Raw genomic sequence first — 23088 nt, 5'->3', positions numbered from 1 at the left:
ATAACTAGTTGCTGGTTGATGAGCTTTTCTGTAACTCGCTTATACAAGCGGCCAAGCTATCAGTCCAATAAGGTACATTTATGTTGTAGGTGGTTTTTATTTTGGTTTTATCCATTACCGAAAAGTGGGGCCTTTTAGCTTTAGTAGGATAGGCACTTGTGGGTATTGGATGTACATCGACTATCGTGTTGCTGAGTTTGAAAATCGCTTTTGCAAAATCAAACCACGACGTTACTCCCTCATTACTGAAATGGTAAATGCCGTACACTTTCTTCTCGCTTTTGATAATATCAAAAATGGCATTAGCTAGATCGATGGCGTAGGTAGGCGTTCCAACCTGATCAGCAATGATATTTAACTCGTCACGTTCGGTGCCCAACTTCAACATTGTTTTTACAAAATTATTGGCAAATTCCGAATACAGCCAACTTGTACGGATGATGATGTGTTTTTCCAATATTTCGGCAATAGCCAGTTCTCCAGCTAGTTTTGTAGCTCCGTAAACACTAATAGGTTCAGCTACATCATCTTCTTGCAGTAACTTAACTTCGTTTCCTTCAAACACAAAATCCGTAGAAATATGAATTAAAGTAGCCTGATATTGGTTACACAATTGCGCTAAATTTTTTGCTCCACTTTCGTTTACGGCCTTGGCAATTTCGATTTCGTCTTCGGCCTTGTCTACCGCTGTATATGCAGCGCAATTAATTACGTAGTTTGGTTTTTCTTTCTCAAAAAGAAGAGCTAAATCGGTGGTGTTTAAAATATTCGCAGTTTTTTCATCTGGGAAAATTACATTTTCAATGCTTCTTAAAGTAACAACCTTTTTGATACATTGACCAAGTTGTCCGCCAGCTCCTATCACTAACACATTATGCATTTTTATCTGTGCTGATATTGGTTTTCGTAATAAGATTGATAATTACCTGAAGTAACATTGCTCAGCCATTCTTCATTTTCTAAATACCAGTCCACTGTTTTTTCCAGCCCCTCTTCGAACTGTAAGCTTGGTACCCAGCCTAACTTTTCCTGCAACTTGGTTGAATCAATGGCATAACGTAAATCGTGGCCGGCCCTATCGGTTACAAAAGTTATTAGCTTAGCCGACGTTCCTTCTTCACGACCTAATTTCTTGTCCATGATTTTGCAAAGCAGATGAATCAGATCGATGTTTTTCCATTCATTATGGCCTCCTATATTGTAGGTCTCGCCGGTTTTAGCCTGATGAAAGATGACGTCAATCGCTCTAGCATGATCTTCTACCCATAGCCAATCTCTAACGTTTTCACCTTTTCCGTATACAGGAACCGGTTTATTGTTTTTAATGTTATTGATTGCCAAGGGAATTAATTTTTCTGGAAAGTGGTGCGAGCCATAATTATTCGAGCAGTTGGAAATAACGCAGTCTAATCCGTAGGTATCATGATAAGCCCTAACAAAATGATCAGAACTTGCTTTTGAAGCTGAGTAAGGACTGTGAGGATCGTAAGCTGTAGTTTCGGTAAACATTCCTGTTTCACCTAGCGCTCCGTATACCTCGTCCGTACTGATATGGTAAAAACGTTTTTTGTCGTAATCTCCTTTCCAATATTCCCTTGCAGCGTTAAGTAAATTCACTGTTCCAATCACATTCGTCATTACAAAGGCAGATGGATCAGCAATTGATCTATCCACGTGGCTTTCAGCAGCTAAGTGAATCACGGCATCGAAATTTTCCGTACTGAATAACTCGTTGATTTCGGCTGAATCGGTAATATCGATTTTTACAAACGTATAGTTTGGACTGTATTCAATGTCCTTCAAATTCGCCAAATTACCTGCATAAGTGAGTTTATCCAAATTAACGATTTGATATTCTGGATATTTAGTTACAAATCTGCGTACAACATGGGAGCCAATAAAGCCTGCTCCACCTGTAATCAATATTTTTCTCATTTATTTTTACTATGCTATTTAAGGAATTTGCCAGTCTTTTACAAAAGTATAAGAATATGTTAATTTTAAAAAAAAAGGTTTTATTCAATAGCTTAATAGCAGCACAATGCTAGCTAAAGTTTGATGCAACAGACCGCTCAAGCTCCTCGTACCAATCCTTTCCGTATTTTCTGATTAGCGGATCTTTCAAAAACTGATAAACGGGAACCTTTAATTCTCTGCCGAACGTACAAGCATCTTTGCAAATGTGCCACCTGTCATAGTGCAGCACTTCAAACTCAGGGTATTTAGTAATTCTGATAGGATATAAGTGGCAAGAAATTGGTTTTTTCCAATCCACTATTCCTTGTTCGTACGCTTTTTCAATAGCACATTTTGTAATCCCATTCTCGAAAGTTACGTAGGCACATTCTTTATTGCCATCCACGCAAGGTGTGGTTAAATCACCATCGATATCCAATACGGAAGTTCCATATTGTTCAATGGCTTCAATGCCTTTCGGTGCTAATAGGTGTTTTATCTTTGGATAAATTTCCTCTAAAACCTTTTTTTCATTTTGTTCAAGAGGTGCGCCAGCATCTCCTTCTATACAACAAATTCCTTTACACTTACTTAAATTGCAAACAAAATCCTCTGTAATGAGGTCTTCGTGTACAAGGGCGCTTTGTACTTCTATCATTCCACTAGTTTATTAATTGCAAAAATAACAATTAATGTGTCAATAATAGCGATATTAATTCCCTATTGGATACTTTAATCCGTCAGCTGATTTAATTTCAAGTGTTACCGATCCTACCAAAATTTCAACTTGAGCCTTAACTGGTACACGATTATTATCATCAGTAATCCATAGATAAAGCTTACTATCTTTTTTAAAGATACGCCCAGGTTTAATAGAAGGGCTAAATTTTAGGCATCTAATTTCTCCAAGTTTAGATTTAATTACTTCTTTTCCAATATATTGGATTTCAAGTGATGAAATTTCATCTCCCAGAAAGTAATTTAACTTAAAGGTGTCATTTATCTTGAGTTTAGAAATATCTAGGCTACGGGCAAAATAGTATGCGGAAACTAAGTCGAAAGTTTGTGTTGTAGGTGTAGCAAAAGTACCGGTGTTGGCCACAACTTTTTTGCTATCCTGATAAAATCGGGCTTTGTCTTGTCTTTTATAACTGGCTTCCCTAATATTCTCTTGATAGAAATAAGGCGTGAGCTCTGTTTTGTCGATATACGAATCGTAGTGATCTCTAATTTTATAGAAGATGTCGAATGTGCCGGAAGTACGAGCATCCACCTCTAATCTGAAAGTCGGTCTGCCATCAAACTTTAAATCCGAGGATAGTACTTTTATCGTTGCTTCAGCGGCAGTGATGAAACCATATTTGAGTTTATAGCTCAATACTTCGCCTTCTTTAAAAGCGACATCCTTTTTTGTTGGAAGTTCTTGTGCCCAACCAAATTGGAAGCCTAAAGTTATTACAAATAGCAATGCAAATCTTTTCATAAGTGGACTGGAACAAAAAGCAATCCAAAATTTGCATTGATGCTGTTCTTCAAATGTTAATGTTTGTTAAAACGAAATCAAAATCTGTTAACAGGCGTTTTTGGTAACCTGTGATACTAATCCTTACGCTTAAAAATTGGTACAGTAGAACAAGGCTCACCGTACATTATACTTTTCACTACTGGCGTAAGCAGTGCTGTAACATCAACATAGGCAGACACTGGAATTAATGGATTAGCACAACCTTTTACTACCACTCGTTCACCTGCAAAATCATTAACGTTGATTTTCGCTAATGCCTTAGAGAAAAGAATCGTATCCAGGGTGTTTAAGTCTCCAAAAACAATTTCCTTAGCATATGGCTTCATTTTGTTGGCCAATAACATGTATGCCCAGGTTGGTACAATCGCATCGGCTGTGCAAGTAATAGCCACATTTTTATCTTGATATTGTGTCCAGTCGTGATCCTTAACAAATGCTCTAAAATCTTGTTCTTTTAATATTAAGCCGTGAAATAAGTTATCCTTGATATCGTAAAGCACACGCTCACTTTTGTCTAAATAATCTTCCAAATTGAAAGTAATCAAACCACTTGAGGCAACTTTATTGACGATGTTTTCTTGAATATCCATGGACTAAAATTAAAGTTTGATGCAAATATACAGCAAAGATCAAAATTATTGTCCGTAGCGGAAGGTATTATTAGTTCATGAAATGTAATGTTTTACGAGTTTTTCCCATGCCTGACGGAACATGAAGAAGTGGAGAAGTAAGTTTTCGGTTTCAATTAAACTCCGCTTTCCTTAAACTCATTGTCATCGCTCAGTTCCTTGCTTTCCCATTCTAAAAGTGCGTTATTTGGTACTTTTTTTATTGGTATCATTGCAGATTGGCTTTGGATGTTATACCCAACGTTTGATGCTCTATTGTAGCAAGATATTAAGGACCATCGGGCTTGATCGGAATCATTAGAAGCGGATGTATGCAATAAGTTGGAATGGAATACAAGCACATCACCGGGTTTAAGCGCTACATAAACCAAATCAAAATGCTTTAATGCCAGATTTACGTAATGAAGATCCGCACCTCGTTGTTCTCCTACAAAAAGATGTTCAAATCTTCCCATTTTGTGAGATCCTTTGAGTACTTGTAAACAACCATTTTCTTTTGTAGCCTCGGTAATCGCTGTCATCACAGAAATCAGTTGATTGGGAAATAGGAATTGATCCTTGTACCAATAGCCGTAATCTTGATGCCATTCCCAGGCCCCACCCACCCTAGGTTCCTTTTGCATCAGTTTTGTATGAAAATGGCAAACTTCTGCATCGCCTTCCAGCAATGAATCAACCATATCGATCATCCGCTCGCTTCTGGCATGATATCCATAGACGTCGTCTCCCGGTGTGTACCATAGAGATAATTTTGTTTTTTTACCTTGCTTGTCGTCCAAATCAAAAGCATGATTTAGCATTACATTATCCTGAATAGCTGTGGTATATAATTTATCCACTTCGCTTTTCGATAAAAACTCCCTGCAAATAACATAACCATCTCTGTGGTAATCTTGTATTTGTTGTTCGGTTAATTGAAATGATTTCATTTTAAATGTTAATCCTGTAAATGTTAGTTGAACCCCTATCTTAATCAGTCGATTTGCGTAGCGCAGATCGAATTTTGATCCGATTGTGCCCATTACAAATATTGTGTTAGTAATTTATCTTTTTTGCTATTTTCATATCAGAAACCGATACTTTCATATCATTTTTTAAGAATTATTTTTAATATTTGATATAGTAATACTACTCCTATGAACCCAAATATAGAACACCTGCCTAAAGACACTTCAGAATCATTCGTGATCAAATATTTTAACTACCCGTATTTTCCAACGCCTTGGCACTATCATCCTGAATTTGAGCTTGTGTTAGTTACAGAAAGCACTGGTAAAAGATATATAGGAGATAATATCAGTGATTTTCGGGAAATGGATTTAGCGATTATAGGCCCAAACTTACCACACACTTACAAAAATGATGAACTATATCATCAAAAAGATTCCGGAAAAAGGGCCAAGTCCATTGTGATTCATTTTTCTAAAAACTCGCTGGGTAACGATTTTTTATCTTTACCTGAGGCCCAAAAAATTAATTATTTATTAAACAACTGCAATGGCGGCTTTGATATTAAAGGCAAAACGAATAAAGAAGTGCGTGAAATAATGGTAGAAATGCTGGATCAAAAAGGGATCGTGAGGTGGCAATCACTGCTGACCATTTTGGCTATAATTTCCGAATCAGATGATTTGACGCAAATATCTAATGCTAATTTAGTGGGGGTTAACGACAAAGAGTCTGAGCGGTTATCAAAGATCATTGACTTTATATACTCAAATTATATGGACGATGTTAAAATAGCGGACATTGCAAGGGTAACAAATATGACGGAAACCTCTTTATCTCGTTTCTTCATCCAAAGGACTAGAAAATCTTTGTCGGCCTTTTTAATGGAAATTAGACTTTATAGTGCGTGTACGATGCTGCAAAAAAATAATTTAAATATCTCCGAAATAGGCTATCAGAACGGGTTTAATAATTTATCAAACTTTAATAGGCAATTCAAAAAACATTACCTATGCTCTCCTAAAGAATATAGAAGACAGTTTTTAGAAAAGTCAAAATTGAATATTATTTAATCAATTCGAAAGAAGCTTTCAAATTTGCGGTGGAAGAATTTCCAACGAAAATGTCAAATACGCCCTCCTCGAAAATAAAATCTAAATCATCATTGTAGAAGCTGAGTTGCTCTGGAGTTAACTCAAATTCTACCTGGGTTTTTTGGCCTTTCTGCAAAAATATCTTTTTAAAGCCTTTTAACTCTTTCACTGGACGAACTACAGAGCCCACTAAATCTCGGATGTAAAGTTGAATAACTTCCTCGCCATCGTAATTACCAGTGTTTGCCACATCAACGGTTATTTTCAGCGTGTCTCCGGAAGTTTTCAATGTATTGCTTGAAAGTTTCAAGTTCTTAATTTCAAAATTAGTATAACTTAATCCATAACCAAATGGATATTTTGGACTGTTTTTTAAGTCGGTATACGCCGAAACGTAGTCTAATTCGTCTTCACGAGTAAAGGGCCTTCCGGTGTTGTAATAATTGTAATAAATTGGAATTTGCCCTTCAGCCCTAGGGAATGTCATTGGTAGTTTAGCTGCTGGATTATAACTTCCAAAAACTACATCGGCAATAGCGTTTCCTGCTTCTGTTCCTAACCACCACGTATAAGCGATGGATTCAATATTGTCTGCTGCCCAATTAAATATCAGCGGTCTTCCAGCACTAATTAGCAATACAATAGGTTTTCCAATTTTATGGATTTCTTTAAGCAAATCTTCTTGGACACCTGGTAATCGAATAGAACTTCTGCTTTTCGCTTCGCCACTCATGTTAGCGGCTTCACCCAGCGTCATAATTACTACGTCTGCATTTTTAGCAATTTGGATGGCTTCCTCAAATTGAGATTTATCCGAGTCGTTCACATTGCAGCCTTTTGCATATACCAATTTTGAGTCTGGGGATAATTGATTTTTTAATCCATCATAAATCGGCACAATTAACTTGTTATCATCTGGCCAAGAAGTTGACCAAAATCCCAGATTATCTGAGATTGCCTTCCCAAAGGGCCCGATTAACGCAATATTTTTTGTGCTTTTAGAGAGCGGTAACAGTTGCTTTTCATTTTTTAGCAGAACAATACTCTTAGCAGCGATTTCTCTTGCATGTTTACGGTGTAATGGATTATTCGATTGAGCATCTTGCCGTTTTTGATCGGAAAATTTGAAAGGATTGTCGAAGAGCCCAAGCTCATATTTTTTTGTCAAGATACGTCGTACGGCTTCGTCAATTAGTGCAACGTCCACTTTTCCATCAGTTACCAACTGAGCCAAATGGTTTTTGTAGCTGCGGCTTTCCATATCCATATCAGAACCAGCAACGATCGCTTTTAAAGCAGCTTCGTAATGATCTTTTGCATAGCCATGCTGAATCATTTCTCCAATACTTCCCCAATCGCTCACAACAAATCCTTTGTAATTCCATTGTTTTTTTAAGATTTCCCTTTGAAGAAACTTGCTTCCTGTGGCTGGTATGCCATTCAAATCATTAAAAGCATTCATAAAAGTTGCCACGCCTTCATCAGCGGCGGCTTTAAATGGAGGTAAATATGTTTCGTAAAGTTGTCTAACACTAATATCTACGGAATTGTAATCGCGGCCACCTATTGCCGCTCCGTACGCTGCGAAATGTTTAGCGCAGGCCATTAGTGCATCGGTACTGCCTAAGCCTTTTCCTTGAAAACCTTTAACGCGAGCTTTTGCCACCAGCGAGCCCAAATAGGGATCTTCCCCGGCACCTTCCATTACTCTGCCCCACCTAGGATCACGCCCAATATCAACCATAGGTGCAAATGTCCAATGGATGCCATAAGCTGCGGCCTCTACAGCTGCATAGCGAGCAGATTTTTCAATGGCCTGCATATCCCAGCTAGCGGCTTCAGCTAGAGGAATTGGATAGTTGATCCTGTAGCCGTGAATAACATCTTGACCAAATAATAAAGGTATTTTCAGCCGGCTTTCCATCGCCATTTTTTGCAATTCGGTAGTTTGTTTAACTGTAGTTACATTAAGCATTGCGCCTACTTGTCCTCGTCTAATCTGCCCTTGCTTATCGCCATCTTTTGTAACAGGGCCTGTATTTGCCCATTCTCCTGAGTACTGGTTAAGTTGCCCAATTTTTTTTTCCAATGTCATTTTCGACATTAAATCTGTCACGAATTTATCTGCATTTTGCGCAAATACATTGTTGGCAATTGAAATTAATAGTAAGCCAAAAGCAAGCTTCATTATTTTATGATTAAAGTTCGTTTTCAAAGCAAGTAGTTAAAGGTTGATCAGGATTTCGGAATTTACATTTTCGATATCAAATACTTGTTGCGGTTTCATTGCTTCCCTTGCCTTTATCGTATTAAAAAAGTTAGTATCAAAGTAAACATCTTGTAAGTTAGTAGTTGGATCAATTAACTTAATCGTTTCTGTTTTTGTTACCGCCGTATTGTCGTTTACCTTTGGATAAACCTTATTTTCGAATCCATGTAAAATCACTTTTATCTTTTTAAAATTAGAGGCATAGTTTCCTTCAACTTTAGTGAATTTAAGCGTTTTATTTTTAGGATTAAACTGGATCGTTCTTCTGTAAAAATTATTTTTTTGATAATTTAAAGTAGCTCCATCGTCTTCATAATAAATAAAATCATTGTTATTTTCTCCATTGTAAACGTGTAGCAACAACACATCTGTGGGTTTTTCTTTAGCTGATTGGGTAATGGATTGAAGCGGGACTATTGCAGATTCCTTTACGTATAATGGCAAATTATAAAGAGGAAAATCCTGTAAAAGTTCTTGGCTTCCGTCTATTTTTTCATCTGTAAAGATATTATACCATTTTCCTTTCGGGAAATATACTTTTTTTGATTTTTCTTTGCTGGTAAGTGGTGAAATTAAAAAAGCATCTCCAAAAATGAACTGATATTGGTACTTTAAATCGTATATATTGTTATCAAATGGATAGTCCAAGCACAAACTTCTTGCAATAGGGATACCCGTTTTGGAAGTTTCGTAGAATTTGGAATACAGATAGGGCATCATTTGATATCTGAATTCGATATAGGTTTTTGAAATGGCCTCGGCCTCTTCGCCATAAGCCCATGGTTCGTTTGACATTTGATACTGACCGCGATGGTTTCGCAAATAAGGAGAGAAAACTCCCACTTCTACCCATCTGGTGTACATCTCCTTAGTTGCTTCACCAATATAACCGCCCAAATCTGGCCCAACAAATGGAATACCAGAGAGGCCCATTTGATTGTTTAGCAAAACGCCAAGCAATATATGCTCATCTTTGGCCTGGTTATCTCCGCTCCAAACGGTAGCGAAACGCTGGATACCCGCAAATGCGGAGCGAGTCATTACAAAACGCCTTTTGTTTCCTCCATACTTCTGAAAAGACTCAAATGAAGAGCGGGCCATTAAAAAGCCGTACAGGTTATGAGATTCGAGCGGAGTTGATTTTCTGCCGTCGTAGTCGAATACTACATTGTCTGGCATCGATTGTCCGCCAATAGCTGGCTCGTTCATGTCGTTCCAGTAGCCGTTAATTCCTACATCTTGATAAATTTTCATCTGATCTGCCCACCATTGCCTAGCCTTCGGATTCGTAAAATCGGGATAGTAGTTCATATTTGGCCATATATCCGCTTTGTAAAGTTCATTATCTGTGTAACGCAGGAAAATATCGTTTCTCAGTCCATCATTGTAGGCCGAGTATGTAGCGTCTATCTTTATACCAGGATTTACGGAAGCGGTTAACTCAATTCCCATATCTGATAATCTGCTAGCCATGCCTTTCATATCAGGGAAACGTTTAGTGTTGATGCGAAATGGCTCATAGTCCACTAAATAATCGGCGTCTAGAACAATGCAATCCAACGGAATTTTTTTATTTCGGAAGGTATTAGCGATAAACATTACCTGGCTTTCAGGATAGTAACTATTTCTGGATTGATGGTATCCTATGCTCCATTTTGGCGGCAAAGGCATTTTGCCAGTTAAAGAAATATAGTGCTCAATTACTTTTGCCACGCTTTGGTCGTACATAAAAAAGTAATCCATGTCGCCACCGTCAAAAGTTACCGACGAAAAGCGGGTATTAGATGCGCCAAAATTGAAGGTTCCTTTGAATGAATTATCATAATACATCCCATATACCTGATCCTTAAAAATTCCGATATAAAATGGAATGCTGATATACATCGGAATTTTATCGTTATCGTACTTATAATTATCTACATTCCAAGTGGTAACTACCGACGCATATCTGTCTAGGTTTCCTAGTGATTCGCCCATTCCAACAAAACGCTCACCTTGCTGAAGCCTTTTATATACAGTGGTTTTGTCGCCAATAAAGGTTGTTCCCATTCCTTTGCCGGGCATATCTTCATTAATGATTTCGCCTTTATCATTTTTAAAAACTATTCTGAAATCAGGAGCCTTATCAATTTCTACTTTGATGTTAGCTGTAGATAATTTAATCTTCCCTTCTTCATCAGCTACTTTAAAGGCATTAAAACTTGGCTTTTCATTTGAAACTAATGCAAATGAATAATCATTTATTTCTTGATTTTTAGTTATCTGAACGCGAATGATATTCGCTGAATAAGCAGAAACCTCAAAAGAAAAGTTTACTGTTTTCCCGGCAATTCCGTTTTTAGTTTTCGAGTAAGATACAATGCGACCTGAATTTTGTAGCTGTGCTAAAGCATTAATTGTGTAGCATAGTAAAGCGATGCATAGTGTAATTTTAAAACGGATCATAGCATATGATTAAGTTAAAATTCAGCTTAACTTCTTTATTGTATAAAAGGGCTCGAAAAACCCAGTTTCTTTAACCCCCTTTGTACTTCGGGAATTTTCATGAAAATGTTCCACATTAATCCAGTTCTATAATTTTCCAACATCACCACAATTGGCCCCTGATCAATTGCCAAATAAGTGTTGGACGACCAGTCTTTTGTTTGATTAAATCCGTCATGAAATCCATAAGGTCCCCAAATTTTATACCCTAAATTTTCATAGAAATGACGCAAAGCCTGCATACTCTCTTTTGGTGTATAAGGCATTGAAGATATCGCAGCTGTTGGTTGGATAACGCCAAAATCATTTGATGGACTATGTGCAACATATCCAATGTTACTGTCTCCAGCTGTTAAGCCCCAACAATTCTCTCCGTAGCCTTTGTATTTTTTTGGATTTTCAATACAATAAGCTCTATTAATTAAGGTGTGATTTTTTGTCTGTTGAGCATAGTCTATGCCGTTATCGTCTGTTAATTTATTGGGATTAATGCCCATGTAGGTATACTGTTCAAAAAATAATGGGCCACCTTTATCCTCTCCATAATTACCTAAAGGCAGCTTAATTCCGTAATATTCTTTATCACAAATAAAACCTGGAGCTTTTGACCAGGTTCCCTCATAAACCGCTTTATCTATAGCATAATAATTTGACGATGCAGCCATGATGTAAGTGATTAATGCCTCGTTATATCCCCAAATTGGAAAGTTTTTATCAAATCCGTGTGTATCACTCCAGTGCCAATAAAGTTTGTTTTGTCCGTTAGTGTACCATTTCCAATTCGAGGTATCCCACATTTGATTGATTCTTTTTGAAAGGTATTTTTCTTTAACTACATCTCTGTTGAAATACGCCCTTGCACATAAAAAACCCATCATCAAATAGGAGTGTTCAACAATATCGCCACCATTATCTACGTTATCGAACGCAATCGGCAGGCCGGTATCTCCATGTATAAAATGAGGATATATTCCATGAAAACTTTTTGATTTGCTCAAAAAATCGGCGATCTTAATGAGCCTATCCAGAGCGGCTTCACGACTAATCCATTTTCTTTCTACCGCAACTATCATTGACATAATTCCGAAACCAGTACCGCCTACAGCACAGGCTTCAGGGCCGAAAGTGCCCTTACTTAAATTTGGTTCTCCCCAAGCTTCGTTGATGTAATCCCAATAAAAGTCGGCTTTAACCGTATTGCTGCGTTCACGAGCCATGCCACTATTTGGATGGCCATAATGCCAAAAAAACCGGAACGTTTGTTTTTGGACTATCTCCATCAGTTGGTCGTCAGACAATCCCTTTTTAACTCCTACAACCGGAATATTTTCAGCACATGTAATTTCATTTTTAGCGGGCTTGTATTGTGCGTAAACAGCTGCGTTAGCCAATGTAATTAAGCCCAAAAGGGCGAAAATTTTTATTTTTCCCATTTAATTCTGCTTATGTCAACTTTATCTGAATTTGTTCCTATCATAATTTCAAAGTCGCCACTTTCCCAATCGAACTTCAAATCAGCGTTATAGAATTTCAGCATTTCTGGCGTTATTGTGAATGTAACTTCTTTGCTCTCCCCGGCGCTAAGCGCCACTTTACTAAAGCCTTTTAATTCTTTAACCGGTCTTGTAATACTTCCAACTACATCACGGATATACAATTGGACAATTTCTTCACCGTCATATTTTCCAACATTTTTTACAGTGATTGTTGCAATAAGAGGTTTATTGCCTTTCAATGAGCTAGCACTTAGTTTCAAATTGGAATATTCGAAACGGGTAAAACTTAGGCCAAACCCAAATGGAAACAGCGGTTCGTTTCTTTGATCTAAGTAATTAGAGCGATATTTTTCAAAGTTGCCCTCTTTGTTCTTAATTGGCCTCCCTGTGTTTTTGTGGTTGTAGGTTATCGGGATTTGGCCTATGTTTCTTGGAAAAGTTGCTGTAAGTTTCCCCGACGGATTTACTTTTCCGAACACTACATCGGCAATTGCGTTTCCCGCTTCTGTACCAGCAAACCAAACATTTAGTAAAGCGTCAGTGTGATCAACAAGGTTAGATAAATCTAACGGTCTGCCGGTAAAAAGAATTACCACCACGGGCCTGCCAAGTGCACTCACCGCTTTTAACAGATTGATTTGATTTTGAGGGATGGTAATGTCGGTTTTGCTAGCGCTCTCCCCCGACATTTCTGATGCTTCACCAAGCGCCAATACGATAACATCTGCCTTTTTTGCGGTTGCTACAGCTTCGTCTAATAACTGCTGTGTTGTTTCCTTTGATATTGAGGAGGCATTAGCATCAACTAGGTAGCTGTTTTTAGCAAGCGCTAAATTTTCAGTGATGTTTGCACCCTTAGCGTAAAGAACTTTACTACTTTGGTTTTTGAATCCTTCTAAAACTGTAACGGCATACTCCGGTTCTCCAGCAACGCTCCAAGTGCCCAGCATATTCTCTTTATTATCAGCTAATGGGCCAATTAATGCAATTGTTTTATCGGATTTAATTGGAAGTGTTTCATTTTGATTTTTCATTAAAACAAAAGATTTCGCTGCGATTTTCCTTGCTTCTTCTCTGTTCTTTTGCGTAAAAATCTCTGTTTTTTGGCGCTTCTCGTCCAAGTATCGATATGGATCATTGAACAAGCCCAGTTTATACTTCGCTTCCAAAATTCTCCTACAAGCAATATTTATATCATTTACATTAACTTTTCCTTCTTTTACAGATTTCTTGAGAGTCAGTAAGTAATCTTCTCCTACCATATCCATATCTGTTCCAGCTTTGATAGCTAGCGCAGCAACTTCTTGCCTGTTGCCTAAGCCGTGGTCGATCATCTCATGGATTGCTGTAAAATCGGTGACAACAAAGCCATTGAATCCCCATTGGTTTCTCAACAATTCGGTCATCAACCACTTATTTGCCGACGATGGAACACCATCCACTTCATTAAAGGAAGTCATAACGGTGGCTGCACCTGCTTCGATTGCTGCTTTGTACGGGCCGAAATACTCGTTGAACATTCGTAGTTTGCTCATGTCAACGGTGTTGTAATCTCTGCCGGCATCAGGTGCGCCGTAAAGTGCGAAGTGTTTTACGCAGGATAGGATGGTGCTTTTAGCGGACAGGTCATCGCCTTGGTATCCTTTTACCATCGCTTTGGCAATTTCACCGGCAAGATACGGGTCTTCTCCATTTCCCTCGGCAACCCTACCCCAACGAGGATCACGTGAAATATCTAACATAGGAGAAAAAGTCCAGTTAATTCCATCTGCAGATGCTTCGCTTGCGGCAATCTGTGCACTTCTTTTGATCAGTTGCATATCCCAAGTAGCGGATAGCGCTAAGGGGATCGGAAAGGTTGTTTTATAGCCATGAATTACATCCAATCCGAAAATTAATGGAATTTTCATCCTGCTCTTATTTACCGCTATTTCTTGGGTTTTTCTAATTCTATCAAACCCTGTCATGTTTAAAACAGCACCCAGTTTACCGTCTCTGATACTTTTTTCTGCATCGGAATTAACGGCTTCTCCAGTCTTTATGTCGCCGGGGGGACTGGTTAAATTCAACTGGCCAATTTTTTCCTCCAAAGTCATTCTTGACATGAGGTTGTCAATAAAAGCCGACATTTTTCGGTTTCCCGATTGCGAATAAGCAGGTTGAAAAGTTACTGCAATTAAGAGAAGTGATATGAAAATTGATGGTCGATTTGTTTTTAACATTTCCTGTTTTACAACACGTTTATCTTCGGTTACTATACAAACATATCGTTATCAAGCAATTCATTCATGTACTTTCATATCACATATCAATACTTTGATGCCAAAAACAGCTTCGTTAAAATTGGGTGTTTGTTATTTTGTGTATTATCAGCGGCACATTGTAAGCATTTAAAATAAAAAAACCGTTCCGAAATCATCGGAACGGTTGATAAAGTTATATCCTTAAGATGTAGGAGCTTAATAGAATTTCACCCTGTTATCTTTTATATCTGCTTTAGTTTGCAATACTTGGAAAGCATTTCCAATAGCACGTTGGCTACTAGTCATCATCATCGCTTCTTTTTGTTTGAATGTATTTGCAAGCGGCGCCGGATTAGTGAAACCCTGTACTACAAATGCGTAAACGCCTCTTTCTCCATCAATTGCTTTTGAAAGTTTGCCTACTTGTGATCCAAATACAGTACCTATCACTTTATTTTCTTGTGATAAACCTGGGATAATTGGATTCGCAAATACCATGTTTTCTACCGGAGTAGCAGTTTTGCCTAACTTTTGAGCAACAACATCGATGTTTGAAGTACCACTTAAAGCTTTGTCAAATTTCTCAGTTAACATTTTTGCTTTTTTAGCGTTCATTACCTGAGGCTCGATTTGCTTTTTAACATCTGCCAACGAAAGCTGTCCTTTAGGCTTGATGCTTGTAACTTGAGCTACCACATAAGAATTATCCATGTTATAAACCTGAGGTAACACATCTCCTTTATCAGCATCATAAGCATCTCTTATTAACTGACGAGGATTGTCTAATCCCGGAGCATAACCTTGTGTAGCTGTTATTCTTTCAGCAATACCTACATTATAGCCTTGTTTCTGGGCTAATGAATTGAAGTTATCACTTTTTACTTCGTTTAAAAATGCAGTTGCTTTTTTGTAAGCAGCATCTCTAGTTTTTTGGCTAGGAGCTAAGTTTTTCTCGATGTAAGCTAGTTTAACAACTTTCGATGAACCTACTTGCTTTTCGATTTTGATCACATGAATGCCAAATTGAGATTTTACCACTTTAATGTCGCCAGCTTTACCATTGAAAGCTGCGTTTTCAAATTCAGGTACCATAGCACCACGAGCAAAAGTACCTAAATCACCACCTTGATCTTTAGAACCATCAACGCTATATTTTTTAGCCAATTCAGCAAAGTTGCCTCCGCCTTGAGCTAATTTTTTCAAAGAATCAGCCAGTTTAAAAGCCTTGTCTTCACCACCTACTTGAGCAGGATTGATTAAGATATGCGCAGCTTTAACTGAATCAGGCGAGAAACGGCTATCCACTACTTTAGCTAACTTATAAGAGTTGCCCGAAAATTTAGGTCCGTAGAAACTTCCAACAGGATAGTTGAAAATTACTGAATCAACCGCAGGGTCAAGCTTTCCTTTTGATAGATAGGTGAAAGGCACCTTTACATCCGAGTTGTTAGCCGCAAATAATGAATCATTAGGCGTGGTTTTAAAGTCAACCGCTAATTTCTCCACTTGATTTCTAACAATTGCGCTATCAGCAGCGGTAGGTTGGATGCTGAATGATACGTATTGGAAATCTCTTGTTTCCTGAGGATTGTCAAAACGTTTTTTGTTAGCGTCATAATATTCTTGATAATCAGCATCAGTTAATTTTACGTTAGCATCAAGAATAGAACTGTAATCCAAGTTTACGTATTTAAAATTAACTAGCTTGTTGCGATTCATGTACTCATCATTTGCTTCTAATGAAGTAACATACATTGAGTTGCCGATTAGCCTAGTGTATTTTTGCTGCAATGCTTGTTTTTCGATTTCAGTTTCTAATAACAACCACTGTTTTGCTAATTCTGGATTTTTCTCTCTTGATTTTAGCGAAGTCATGATTGCAGTTTTATCCACTTGGCCCGTTTGAGGATTGCCGAAATACTGCGTAATTAGTGGACTAGGTTTGCTGCCTTGTACCAAATCAAAAAGCTCATCAGAAGAGATGTTTAAGCCAACGCGGTCATATTCTTTTCCCATTACTACGTTTGCCACTTCTGATTGCCATACTTGATCTACAGCCATCGACTGCATTTGGGCGTTCATTACACCGCCATATTGCTGTTTAAACTGAGCCGAAGTCTGCTCAACTTTAGTGTTAAATTCATCGTATTTGATGTCTTCGCCGTCAACACTGCCAACTACAGTTCTTGATGCTGCACCAAATATAGCAGTACCTTGTTGTAGTAACGGTTCTAAAACAAATAACGCCAATACTACTGCGATACCTCCAACCAAAAAATAACCCATTTTGGTACGCATGAAAGTCATTAAACCCATATTATTCTATTAAATCTTTATTTTTAACTTAATTTTAAGAGGGCGCAAGATACAAATTTGCATGAAATTAGAAAACATTAAATTTTAATTGTTTTTTCAGTTGAAAACGAGATAGATACAGGCTAGAAAATAACTAGTTTTTATGGAAGTTTTCCATTCTCAATGTTGCCTACACCCGATGGCATAGTGATGCTATAAGTGCTGAAATCTTGCGGTGCCGAAAAGCTTGTGCCATTAAGGATGTTGCCGTCTTTTGTAGTTACCGTGCCCTGCGGCGAAAAGTACATCTTTTTGTTTTCGTCCCAGGTAAGCTCGTTGGTGGTGAAGGTCATATTGTCGGACACTACTACCACGTTTTTCCGGAATATTGTTACTTTTTCGGTTTCTTTATTGATTGCATAATCGGAAGTTATACTGCCTTTGGAACGCATAAATTCATCGTAGAAATAGATTTTAACACCTTTGGGCATTTCGCTGTACACGGCACCTGCCGATGGTGTAACCTTGTCTAGAATTGGTGCATAACCTTTAGCTTTTACCTTTGCCGAGTCGCTGTAAACTACTTCTACATCATAGGTTCTGTCTTTGCTTAACGTTACCTTATTGGCATCAATAGCCGTAACATTTTTCAGGTCATCTCCTCCGCAAGAAAAAAAAGCGGTAAAAACGATCATTAAAAAGTAAAGCGTTTGACCTTGTGTTTTCAAGATGCAATTTATTTTTGTTTTGCCAATAAGCTTGCGGCTTTCTAGCAGGAGAAATTAATCAAATCTAAATCGTTGAAACCATTTATCGTTAAGCAAGAAACTCAAATGAAAGTTTACATAACGCTCTTGGATTAAACCATTGTTTACATTACCTCGTCTGCCAATTTCCGCAGCAACATTCATTTTGTAGAACGACGATCGTCCGTAGGCTGATTGTAGTGGAAGACCAAGGCCGAAAGTAACAGCAGTCTGTTTAATGTCTTGGTTATTCATCTGAATGTAGGTTTTATCGTAGGTAAAGCCCAATCGATAGTCTACCCTTTTAAAATAGCCATTGATCGCTGATAAGTCGGGAGTAAACTGACCGCCAACAGAAAATCCGTAAGTATCTTGTAAATTCTGATTTACATTGTTTATGGCTAACTGCGACCATTTGCCCATCCTATAATCGGCTCCTATTAACCATTTGTTTTCTTTTTGAACCGAAAAGCCAAAATTATGTACTAAAGGAAGTTTTACTTTTGTTTTTGCATTCTCCACTACAGCCAAGGTATCAAAGGCCGAATTTGCATTGCCCTGTGAGTCTTTACTGTAAATCATAGTATACTGACTAAGTTCGGAATTCAATTTGCTTGAGGAAGAACCTGAATAGCCTACTACTAAAGAGGTTTTACTGCCTAGGCGGAAATCGTATTGTGCACCATAGCTGTAATTAAAACCGTAGATGCTATTTTTAGTCTGCTGACGTGAATTGAAAGTTCCAGGATCATCAATGAATTCTGTTGAACTGCTTTGGATCAGATTGCCAAATAAATACTCCACGTTGGCACCAATTCTGAAATGGTCGCCAAACTGTACGCCATATCCTAAATACGCTTTTGATAGTCCGCCTTCACCGTTGTAAATATAGTCTGCAGATTTCGTATTATCTGTTGAATTGCCAATGTTTACGGTATTTTTAAAATCATATCCTAAATTAGAATATGGCAAAATACCTATACTAATTGCTGATTTTGTAGTCACCGGAAATGCCATAGCTACGTGGCTTAATGAAGAATTGAAGTTTTTTTCACTAAGGTTGCTCGTTCTTAACGTAGTGAAGCTTCCAGACATGCCAATATCCAACGTCGTTAAGCTTATGCCAGCATAGGATGCCGGATTTTGCATGTTGATGTTGTTAATATAGCTTGATCTAAAAACGCCGGTAGAAATACCCCCCATGGCACGTTGCTGTGGCAAAATAGAGTTTCGTAAGTTGCCTAAGCCAAACTTAGAATATGGAGATTGTACTGTCGTTTGCGCATTTGCTCCAGCAAAGATCACCAAAAGGCAAGCAACATACACGTATTTCAATTTGTTATTCATTTTATAATGTAAAAACTTCATTCAATCCTTTTAAAACCAAATAGGGTTCATGGGTAATTTGACCGGCAAATATGCTATTTTTTAATTGCTTGTTCAAAAAAAGCGAATCACCTCCGGTAATTACTATTTGTAAATCTTTATTTTTCTTGCTCTCTAGGTCGATAAAACCTAGGATTTCGTTAACGGCTCCTTGCAGAACTCCTCTCTTTATAGCATTTTGCGTGTTGTTACCTTCTTGTATTTCTTCCTGCTCTCCGTCCCAACTAATTAAGGGCAGGCGGCCAGTATAATAGTTCAAAGCCTTAAAACGCATATTTAATCCTAAGCTTATACTTCCGCCGAAATATTCACTGTTTGCATTAAGTACATCATAGGTGATACATGTACCTGCATCAATCATCAAACTGTTTTTGCCGTTGTATAAGCAATGCGCAGCAATAACTTTTGCCCATCTATCTAACCCAAGTGTACTAGGACTTAAATAGTGATTCTTTATACCTCCAATTATTTCAGTACTAAAACGGACATAATCGGTGTTTTCTTTCAGCACTTCCTCCAGCTGTTCAGCAGTTTGATTTACGCTTGAAATAGTAGAGTTTGTTATTTTAAACTTAGAAATGAATTCCAAGATTATTTCTTTCCCCAAGTGTTCATTTCGCTCGAAATGAATGAGTTCTTTTTTTGCGAATACAGCTAACTTGCTATATGTGTTACCAATATCTATAACTAGGTTAGGCATTAGTGCTAAGCGGCAAAATAATTATCTCGAACAAAATTAACCATCAACTCTATTTCCACTTCACAAAGCTAACCATCTTTGTCAAGTTTCGAGGAATCAATTTGTTAAAAAAGGTTAAAGAGGGATGCGAACTCTTGTTCTCCATATGAGAGATAATTGCCAACGATTATCGAAGTAACTCGTTAAACAAGTAAAAAATACTGAATGCAAATGATCAGAATGGCAAAAAGGGTTTCGTAAAACCATCTTTTTTTTGCCACTTGGAAATAATAAGCTAACAGCACTGCGCCTGAAGGCACGCCCAGCAGGAAATGAGCAACGGTTACACCTCGTTTAGTATAAAAGCTGAGCATGCATACTAAAAACATGAAAAATAGCATCTGAAATGCCTTCCGAGTGCTAATAAAGCTCCTAAAAAAATTATCTCTTAATTGGATCGCAGCTAAAACCATCGTTATGGACAATGGTATAAGCACCAAGTAATCATTAATGTTGATTTGTAGGTTGCTAGGGAATTTGTTTGTTAAGGGATGCCAAATATCAAAAAAGCGGTCTAAATGATCATTCCAGTAATAGTAAACAGCAACAAATAAAAAGATAGCTAAGAAGCCAAATACACCTGCAATCCATTCTCTCCAATTGAATGCCCTATACATTAAAAGACTTAGCCAAAGCATTAACAAGAGTAAAATGAAGGGAAAATAAATGAGCGTCCCAACCGCAATCAACATACCGGCATCAAACATAATGCTCATGGCTGATGACGTTTTTGATAGTTTTAGGAACTTGTCAATAATTATGATAATGAGGAAGTTACAAATTAAAGGTGAGCTCAAAACTAAAAATTGCATGAACAGACTTGTGCCAGTGATGTACAGTAATGCGGGCATGTAGCTGGGCTTTGGAAGTAGTGCATGATTGTTGACGATGCGGTTAAATATAAGGGATTGAACAAATACCACCACTGCAGCAAAAAATACATTTGACATTGGAGAGAGCGCATTGGGCGAAATGGATATGAAGATCTTGGTATAAGATTCTAAAATATCTAGGTCTAATTGAGAAGGCAGGTTGATGAAAATGGCGATGCGCATAAAAATAGTGTATGCCGCCAGCAGAAGGAGATTTATAGGTTGTAAACTTCTGAATTGATTAATCATGCCATCTTATTGCGTTAAAAACCCAGTAGTCAAAATTCGGAGTGATTTACTAACTGATTGCTTAACTTTTGCAGCAAAGTAAAGAAATTTATCTGGCAAATGTGTTCACGGTATGTGCAATAATCTCGGCTGTTTCGTCGGGGAAGTTGAAAACATGTTCCTGCGGATGATTCACAAATTCTTTTAACTTGGGAATCCAGTTTTTATCGCTACCCCAAATTACTGGTAGCCCAAATTGCTTCAGGGCAAATGCGTTGCATTGCTGTTCGTATTGAAAACGCATAGGCGCAACCAACAGCTTTTTGCCTAAGTGTAGTGCTTCGGCCGGTCCCTCAAAGCCGCCTCCGGTAAATAAGCCCTCACAACTTGCCATGCTTTGATTAAACTTTTCGTTGTTAATTGGTTCCACAAAAACATTGGCGTCTTGGTAAGCTGTTTTGGTATGTTTAGAGAAAACTTCCCAGCGCACCTGCGGAATTTCCTTCAGCACATTTACCAAGTCTTTATCATCTATTGCAGGGAGGTAAACCGTATAGTGTCCTAAATTGCTTTTGTTGAGTTGTCTAATTTCACTGCGAATGACAGGAGTGTAAATAAAATCATCGTACCTGTCGAAATGAAACCCAATGTGATGTGTAGTTGGGGCATACCTGCTCAAAATCAACTTTCCCCAGTCTATGGTTTTGGGACGAGGTACGTTCTTCGATTTGAAGGAAGCTTGGTGACTTAGCGACACACTTTCGATTCCCTGCATGCGGCAAGCCCAAGCAGAAATAGGTTCGAAATCGTTAAGTATTAAATTATAGTCACGTAATGGGATGGAATCCATGTCTTTTTTAAACTGGAAAAGATTCATGTTTTTCCAAGTTTTGTAATGATCTACTCCACCTTTTTTACCGAAAATGAAACTAAAGCCATGGAAATTATACTTTATTTCTTGCGCCAGTTTTACGTCTACCTGCGTTCCAGAAATCAGCAAATCCACCTCTCCATGTTGTTGTAAAAGAGGAACTATTTCTCTGGCTCTGCTTACATGTCCATTGCCAGTTCCCTGTATCGCATAAAGTATTTTCATTCGCTCCTAATATCACTATTTTTCGGCAGTATTTATAGTTTTTATTGAGTTCCGCTTATTCAAAACGGAATTGCTGTATCAGTCGATACCGAGTTTAATTTTTTGCAATAAGATATTTACGTCCAATTTTCCGTGAAGATCCTCCCCATCAGAAAGCTCTCCTTGTTCAACTTCATCTCTTATGAAATTTTTAGCCTCGTACTTAAAAATTTCCCATTCTCCATTATTGTATTCCAAGGCTGTTAGGTTTTCAACCCAATCTCCGCTATTCAGGTAAATTACTTTTCCGTCGTCGGTCAACACTTCCCTCTTTTCTGGGTGATGAATATGTCCACAAACAACGTAATGATACCCATTGGTTACGGCTAATTCTGCAGCTGTAGTTTCAAAACTATTGATAAACTTTACTGCATCTTTAAATTTGGCTTTTATCTTTTTAGAGAAGCTCATTTTTTCTCTGCCCAGTATTTTCAGGCACCAATTTGTAAAGCTGTTGATCAGGATCAAGCTGTCATATCCAATAGCACCCAACTTAGCTAGCCATTTAGAGTGCTGCATCGTGACATCAAAAATATCTCCATGAAAAAACCAAGCCTTTTTCCCATCTAGCTCCAATACCAATTTTCATTGCAAATGAAAGGAGCCCAAGTTCATGTCGGTAAATTTGCGCAACAGTTCATCGTGATTTCCTGTAAGATAATAAACGTTAACTCCCTCCACCACAAATTTCATCAGCTTTCGGAGAATTTTCATGTGTGTTTCGGGCCAGTAGCGCTTGCTGAATTGCCAAATGTCAATAATGTCTCCGTTTAATATCAGCGTTTTAGGCTTGATGCTCTTGAGATATTTCAGCAACTCTTTGGCGTGGCAACCATAAGTCCCCAAATGCACATCAGAAATTACCGCAATTTCTAATTCCCTTTTCTCCATAAATCTCTAGCAAATTAATCTTCGTCCTCGCCAACTGTTAACTCGTAAGGACTAAAGAAAAAAGCTAAAAAAGCAAGTACACATACAACAACAAACAATTCTAACATCTTGAAAGATTTTTGATATGGCTAAATTAATCCACTTCAATTAAC

At 37.9% G+C, this 23088-nt stretch carries 17 protein-coding genes and 1 pseudogene; 1 reads left to right on the top strand and 17 read right to left on the bottom strand.

The features are described from left to right. Window positions 1-4: 4 nt before the first annotated feature. From rfbD to ACY2A0_RS06630, 6 genes are all read right to left on the bottom strand, one after another. Entirely contained in the window at window positions 5-880 is an 876-nt protein-coding gene (gene rfbD / locus ACY2A0_RS06655) for a dTDP-4-dehydrorhamnose reductase (protein ID WP_461788786.1), read from the bottom strand. 2 nt (window positions 881-882) lie between these two features. Beyond that, entirely contained in the window at window positions 883-1935 is a 1053-nt protein-coding gene (rfbB, locus tag ACY2A0_RS06650; protein ID WP_461788785.1) for a dTDP-glucose 4,6-dehydratase, read from the bottom strand. A 109-nt stretch (window positions 1936-2044) separates the two neighbouring features. Beyond that, entirely contained in the window at window positions 2045-2614 is a 570-nt protein-coding gene (locus ACY2A0_RS06645) for a DUF3109 family protein (RefSeq protein WP_461788784.1), read from the bottom strand. A gap of 54 nt (window positions 2615-2668) precedes the next feature. Then, window positions 2669-3439 (bottom strand): DUF3108 domain-containing protein, encoded by a 771-nt coding sequence (locus ACY2A0_RS06640; RefSeq protein WP_461788783.1) that lies wholly within the window; start codon window positions 3437-3439, stop codon window positions 2669-2671. 116 nt (window positions 3440-3555) lie between these two features. After that, on the bottom strand, window positions 3556-4071 hold the full coding sequence (locus ACY2A0_RS06635; RefSeq protein WP_461788782.1) for a DUF2480 family protein: 516 nt from the start codon (window positions 4069-4071) through the stop codon (window positions 3556-3558). A 155-nt stretch (window positions 4072-4226) separates the two neighbouring features. Next, window positions 4227-5039, bottom strand: coding sequence for a phytanoyl-CoA dioxygenase family protein (locus ACY2A0_RS06630; protein WP_461788781.1), 813 nt, complete (start codon window positions 5037-5039; stop codon window positions 4227-4229). A 207-nt stretch (window positions 5040-5246) separates the two neighbouring features. Between ACY2A0_RS06630 and ACY2A0_RS06625 the strand changes: the two genes are divergently transcribed. Further along, a complete protein-coding gene (locus tag ACY2A0_RS06625; protein WP_461788780.1) occupies window positions 5247-6131 on the top strand; it encodes an AraC family transcriptional regulator in 885 nt (294 codons plus the stop codon). Here ACY2A0_RS06625 and ACY2A0_RS06620 read toward each other — a convergent pair. From ACY2A0_RS06620 to ACY2A0_RS06570, 11 genes and pseudogenes are all read right to left on the bottom strand, one after another. Next, window positions 6124-8340: a glycoside hydrolase family 3 N-terminal domain-containing protein gene (locus tag ACY2A0_RS06620; protein WP_461791298.1), complete on the bottom strand. Its 2217-nt coding sequence runs from the start codon at window positions 8338-8340 to the stop codon at window positions 6124-6126. The two genes, ACY2A0_RS06625 and ACY2A0_RS06620, sit on opposite strands and share 8 nt — an antisense overlap. Window positions 8341-8376: 36 nt before the next feature. Continuing rightward, window positions 8377-10866, bottom strand: coding sequence for a glycoside hydrolase family 31 protein (locus ACY2A0_RS06615; RefSeq protein ID WP_461788778.1), 2490 nt, complete (start codon window positions 10864-10866; stop codon window positions 8377-8379). A gap of 35 nt (window positions 10867-10901) precedes the next feature. Further along, on the bottom strand, window positions 10902-12338 hold the full coding sequence (locus ACY2A0_RS06610; RefSeq protein ID WP_461788777.1) for a glucoamylase family protein: 1437 nt from the start codon (window positions 12336-12338) through the stop codon (window positions 10902-10904). After that, the gene (bglX, locus tag ACY2A0_RS06605; protein WP_461788776.1) at window positions 12326-14623 is read right to left on the bottom strand and encodes a beta-glucosidase BglX; all 2298 of its coding nucleotides are present in this window, start codon (window positions 14621-14623) and stop codon (window positions 12326-12328) included. The genes ACY2A0_RS06610 and bglX overlap by 13 nt, the downstream gene beginning before the upstream one ends. 237 nt (window positions 14624-14860) lie before the next feature. Beyond that, the gene (locus ACY2A0_RS06600; protein WP_461788775.1) at window positions 14861-16960 is read right to left on the bottom strand and encodes a peptidylprolyl isomerase; all 2100 of its coding nucleotides are present in this window, start codon (window positions 16958-16960) and stop codon (window positions 14861-14863) included. Between the two features lie 140 nt (window positions 16961-17100). Then, window positions 17101-17667: an LptA/OstA family protein gene (locus tag ACY2A0_RS06595; RefSeq protein WP_461788774.1), complete on the bottom strand. Its 567-nt coding sequence runs from the start codon at window positions 17665-17667 to the stop codon at window positions 17101-17103. 54 nt (window positions 17668-17721) lie between these two features. Next, window positions 17722-19053, bottom strand: a complete 1332-nt coding sequence (locus ACY2A0_RS06590) for a hypothetical protein (RefSeq protein ID WP_461791297.1) — start codon at window positions 19051-19053, stop codon at window positions 17722-17724. Further along, window positions 19034-19771 carry a type III pantothenate kinase gene (locus ACY2A0_RS06585; RefSeq protein WP_461788772.1) on the bottom strand — a complete coding sequence of 246 codons (738 nt, stop codon included), beginning with the start codon at window positions 19769-19771 and terminating at the stop codon, window positions 19034-19036. Before ACY2A0_RS06585 ends, ACY2A0_RS06590 begins: the two co-directional genes overlap by 20 nt. 182 nt (window positions 19772-19953) lie before the next feature. Next, window positions 19954-20931, bottom strand: a complete 978-nt coding sequence (locus ACY2A0_RS06580) for a DUF6427 family protein (RefSeq protein ID WP_461788771.1) — start codon at window positions 20929-20931, stop codon at window positions 19954-19956. Window positions 20932-21019: 88 nt separating this feature from the next. Further along, entirely contained in the window at window positions 21020-22006 is a 987-nt protein-coding gene (locus ACY2A0_RS06575) for a glycosyltransferase family protein (protein WP_461788770.1), read from the bottom strand. A 78-nt stretch (window positions 22007-22084) separates the two neighbouring features. Continuing rightward, a pseudogene (locus ACY2A0_RS06570) lies at window positions 22085-22936 on the bottom strand (UDP-2,3-diacylglucosamine diphosphatase). Window positions 22937-23088 lie beyond the last annotated feature (152 nt).

It is taken from the genome of Pedobacter sp. (assembly GCF_965249885.1).
Taxonomy (GTDB): Bacteria; Bacteroidota; Bacteroidia; order Sphingobacteriales; family Sphingobacteriaceae; genus Pedobacter.
The sequence above is the reverse complement of the archived record's forward strand: the minus strand, read 5'-3'. Positions and strand labels throughout refer to the sequence as shown.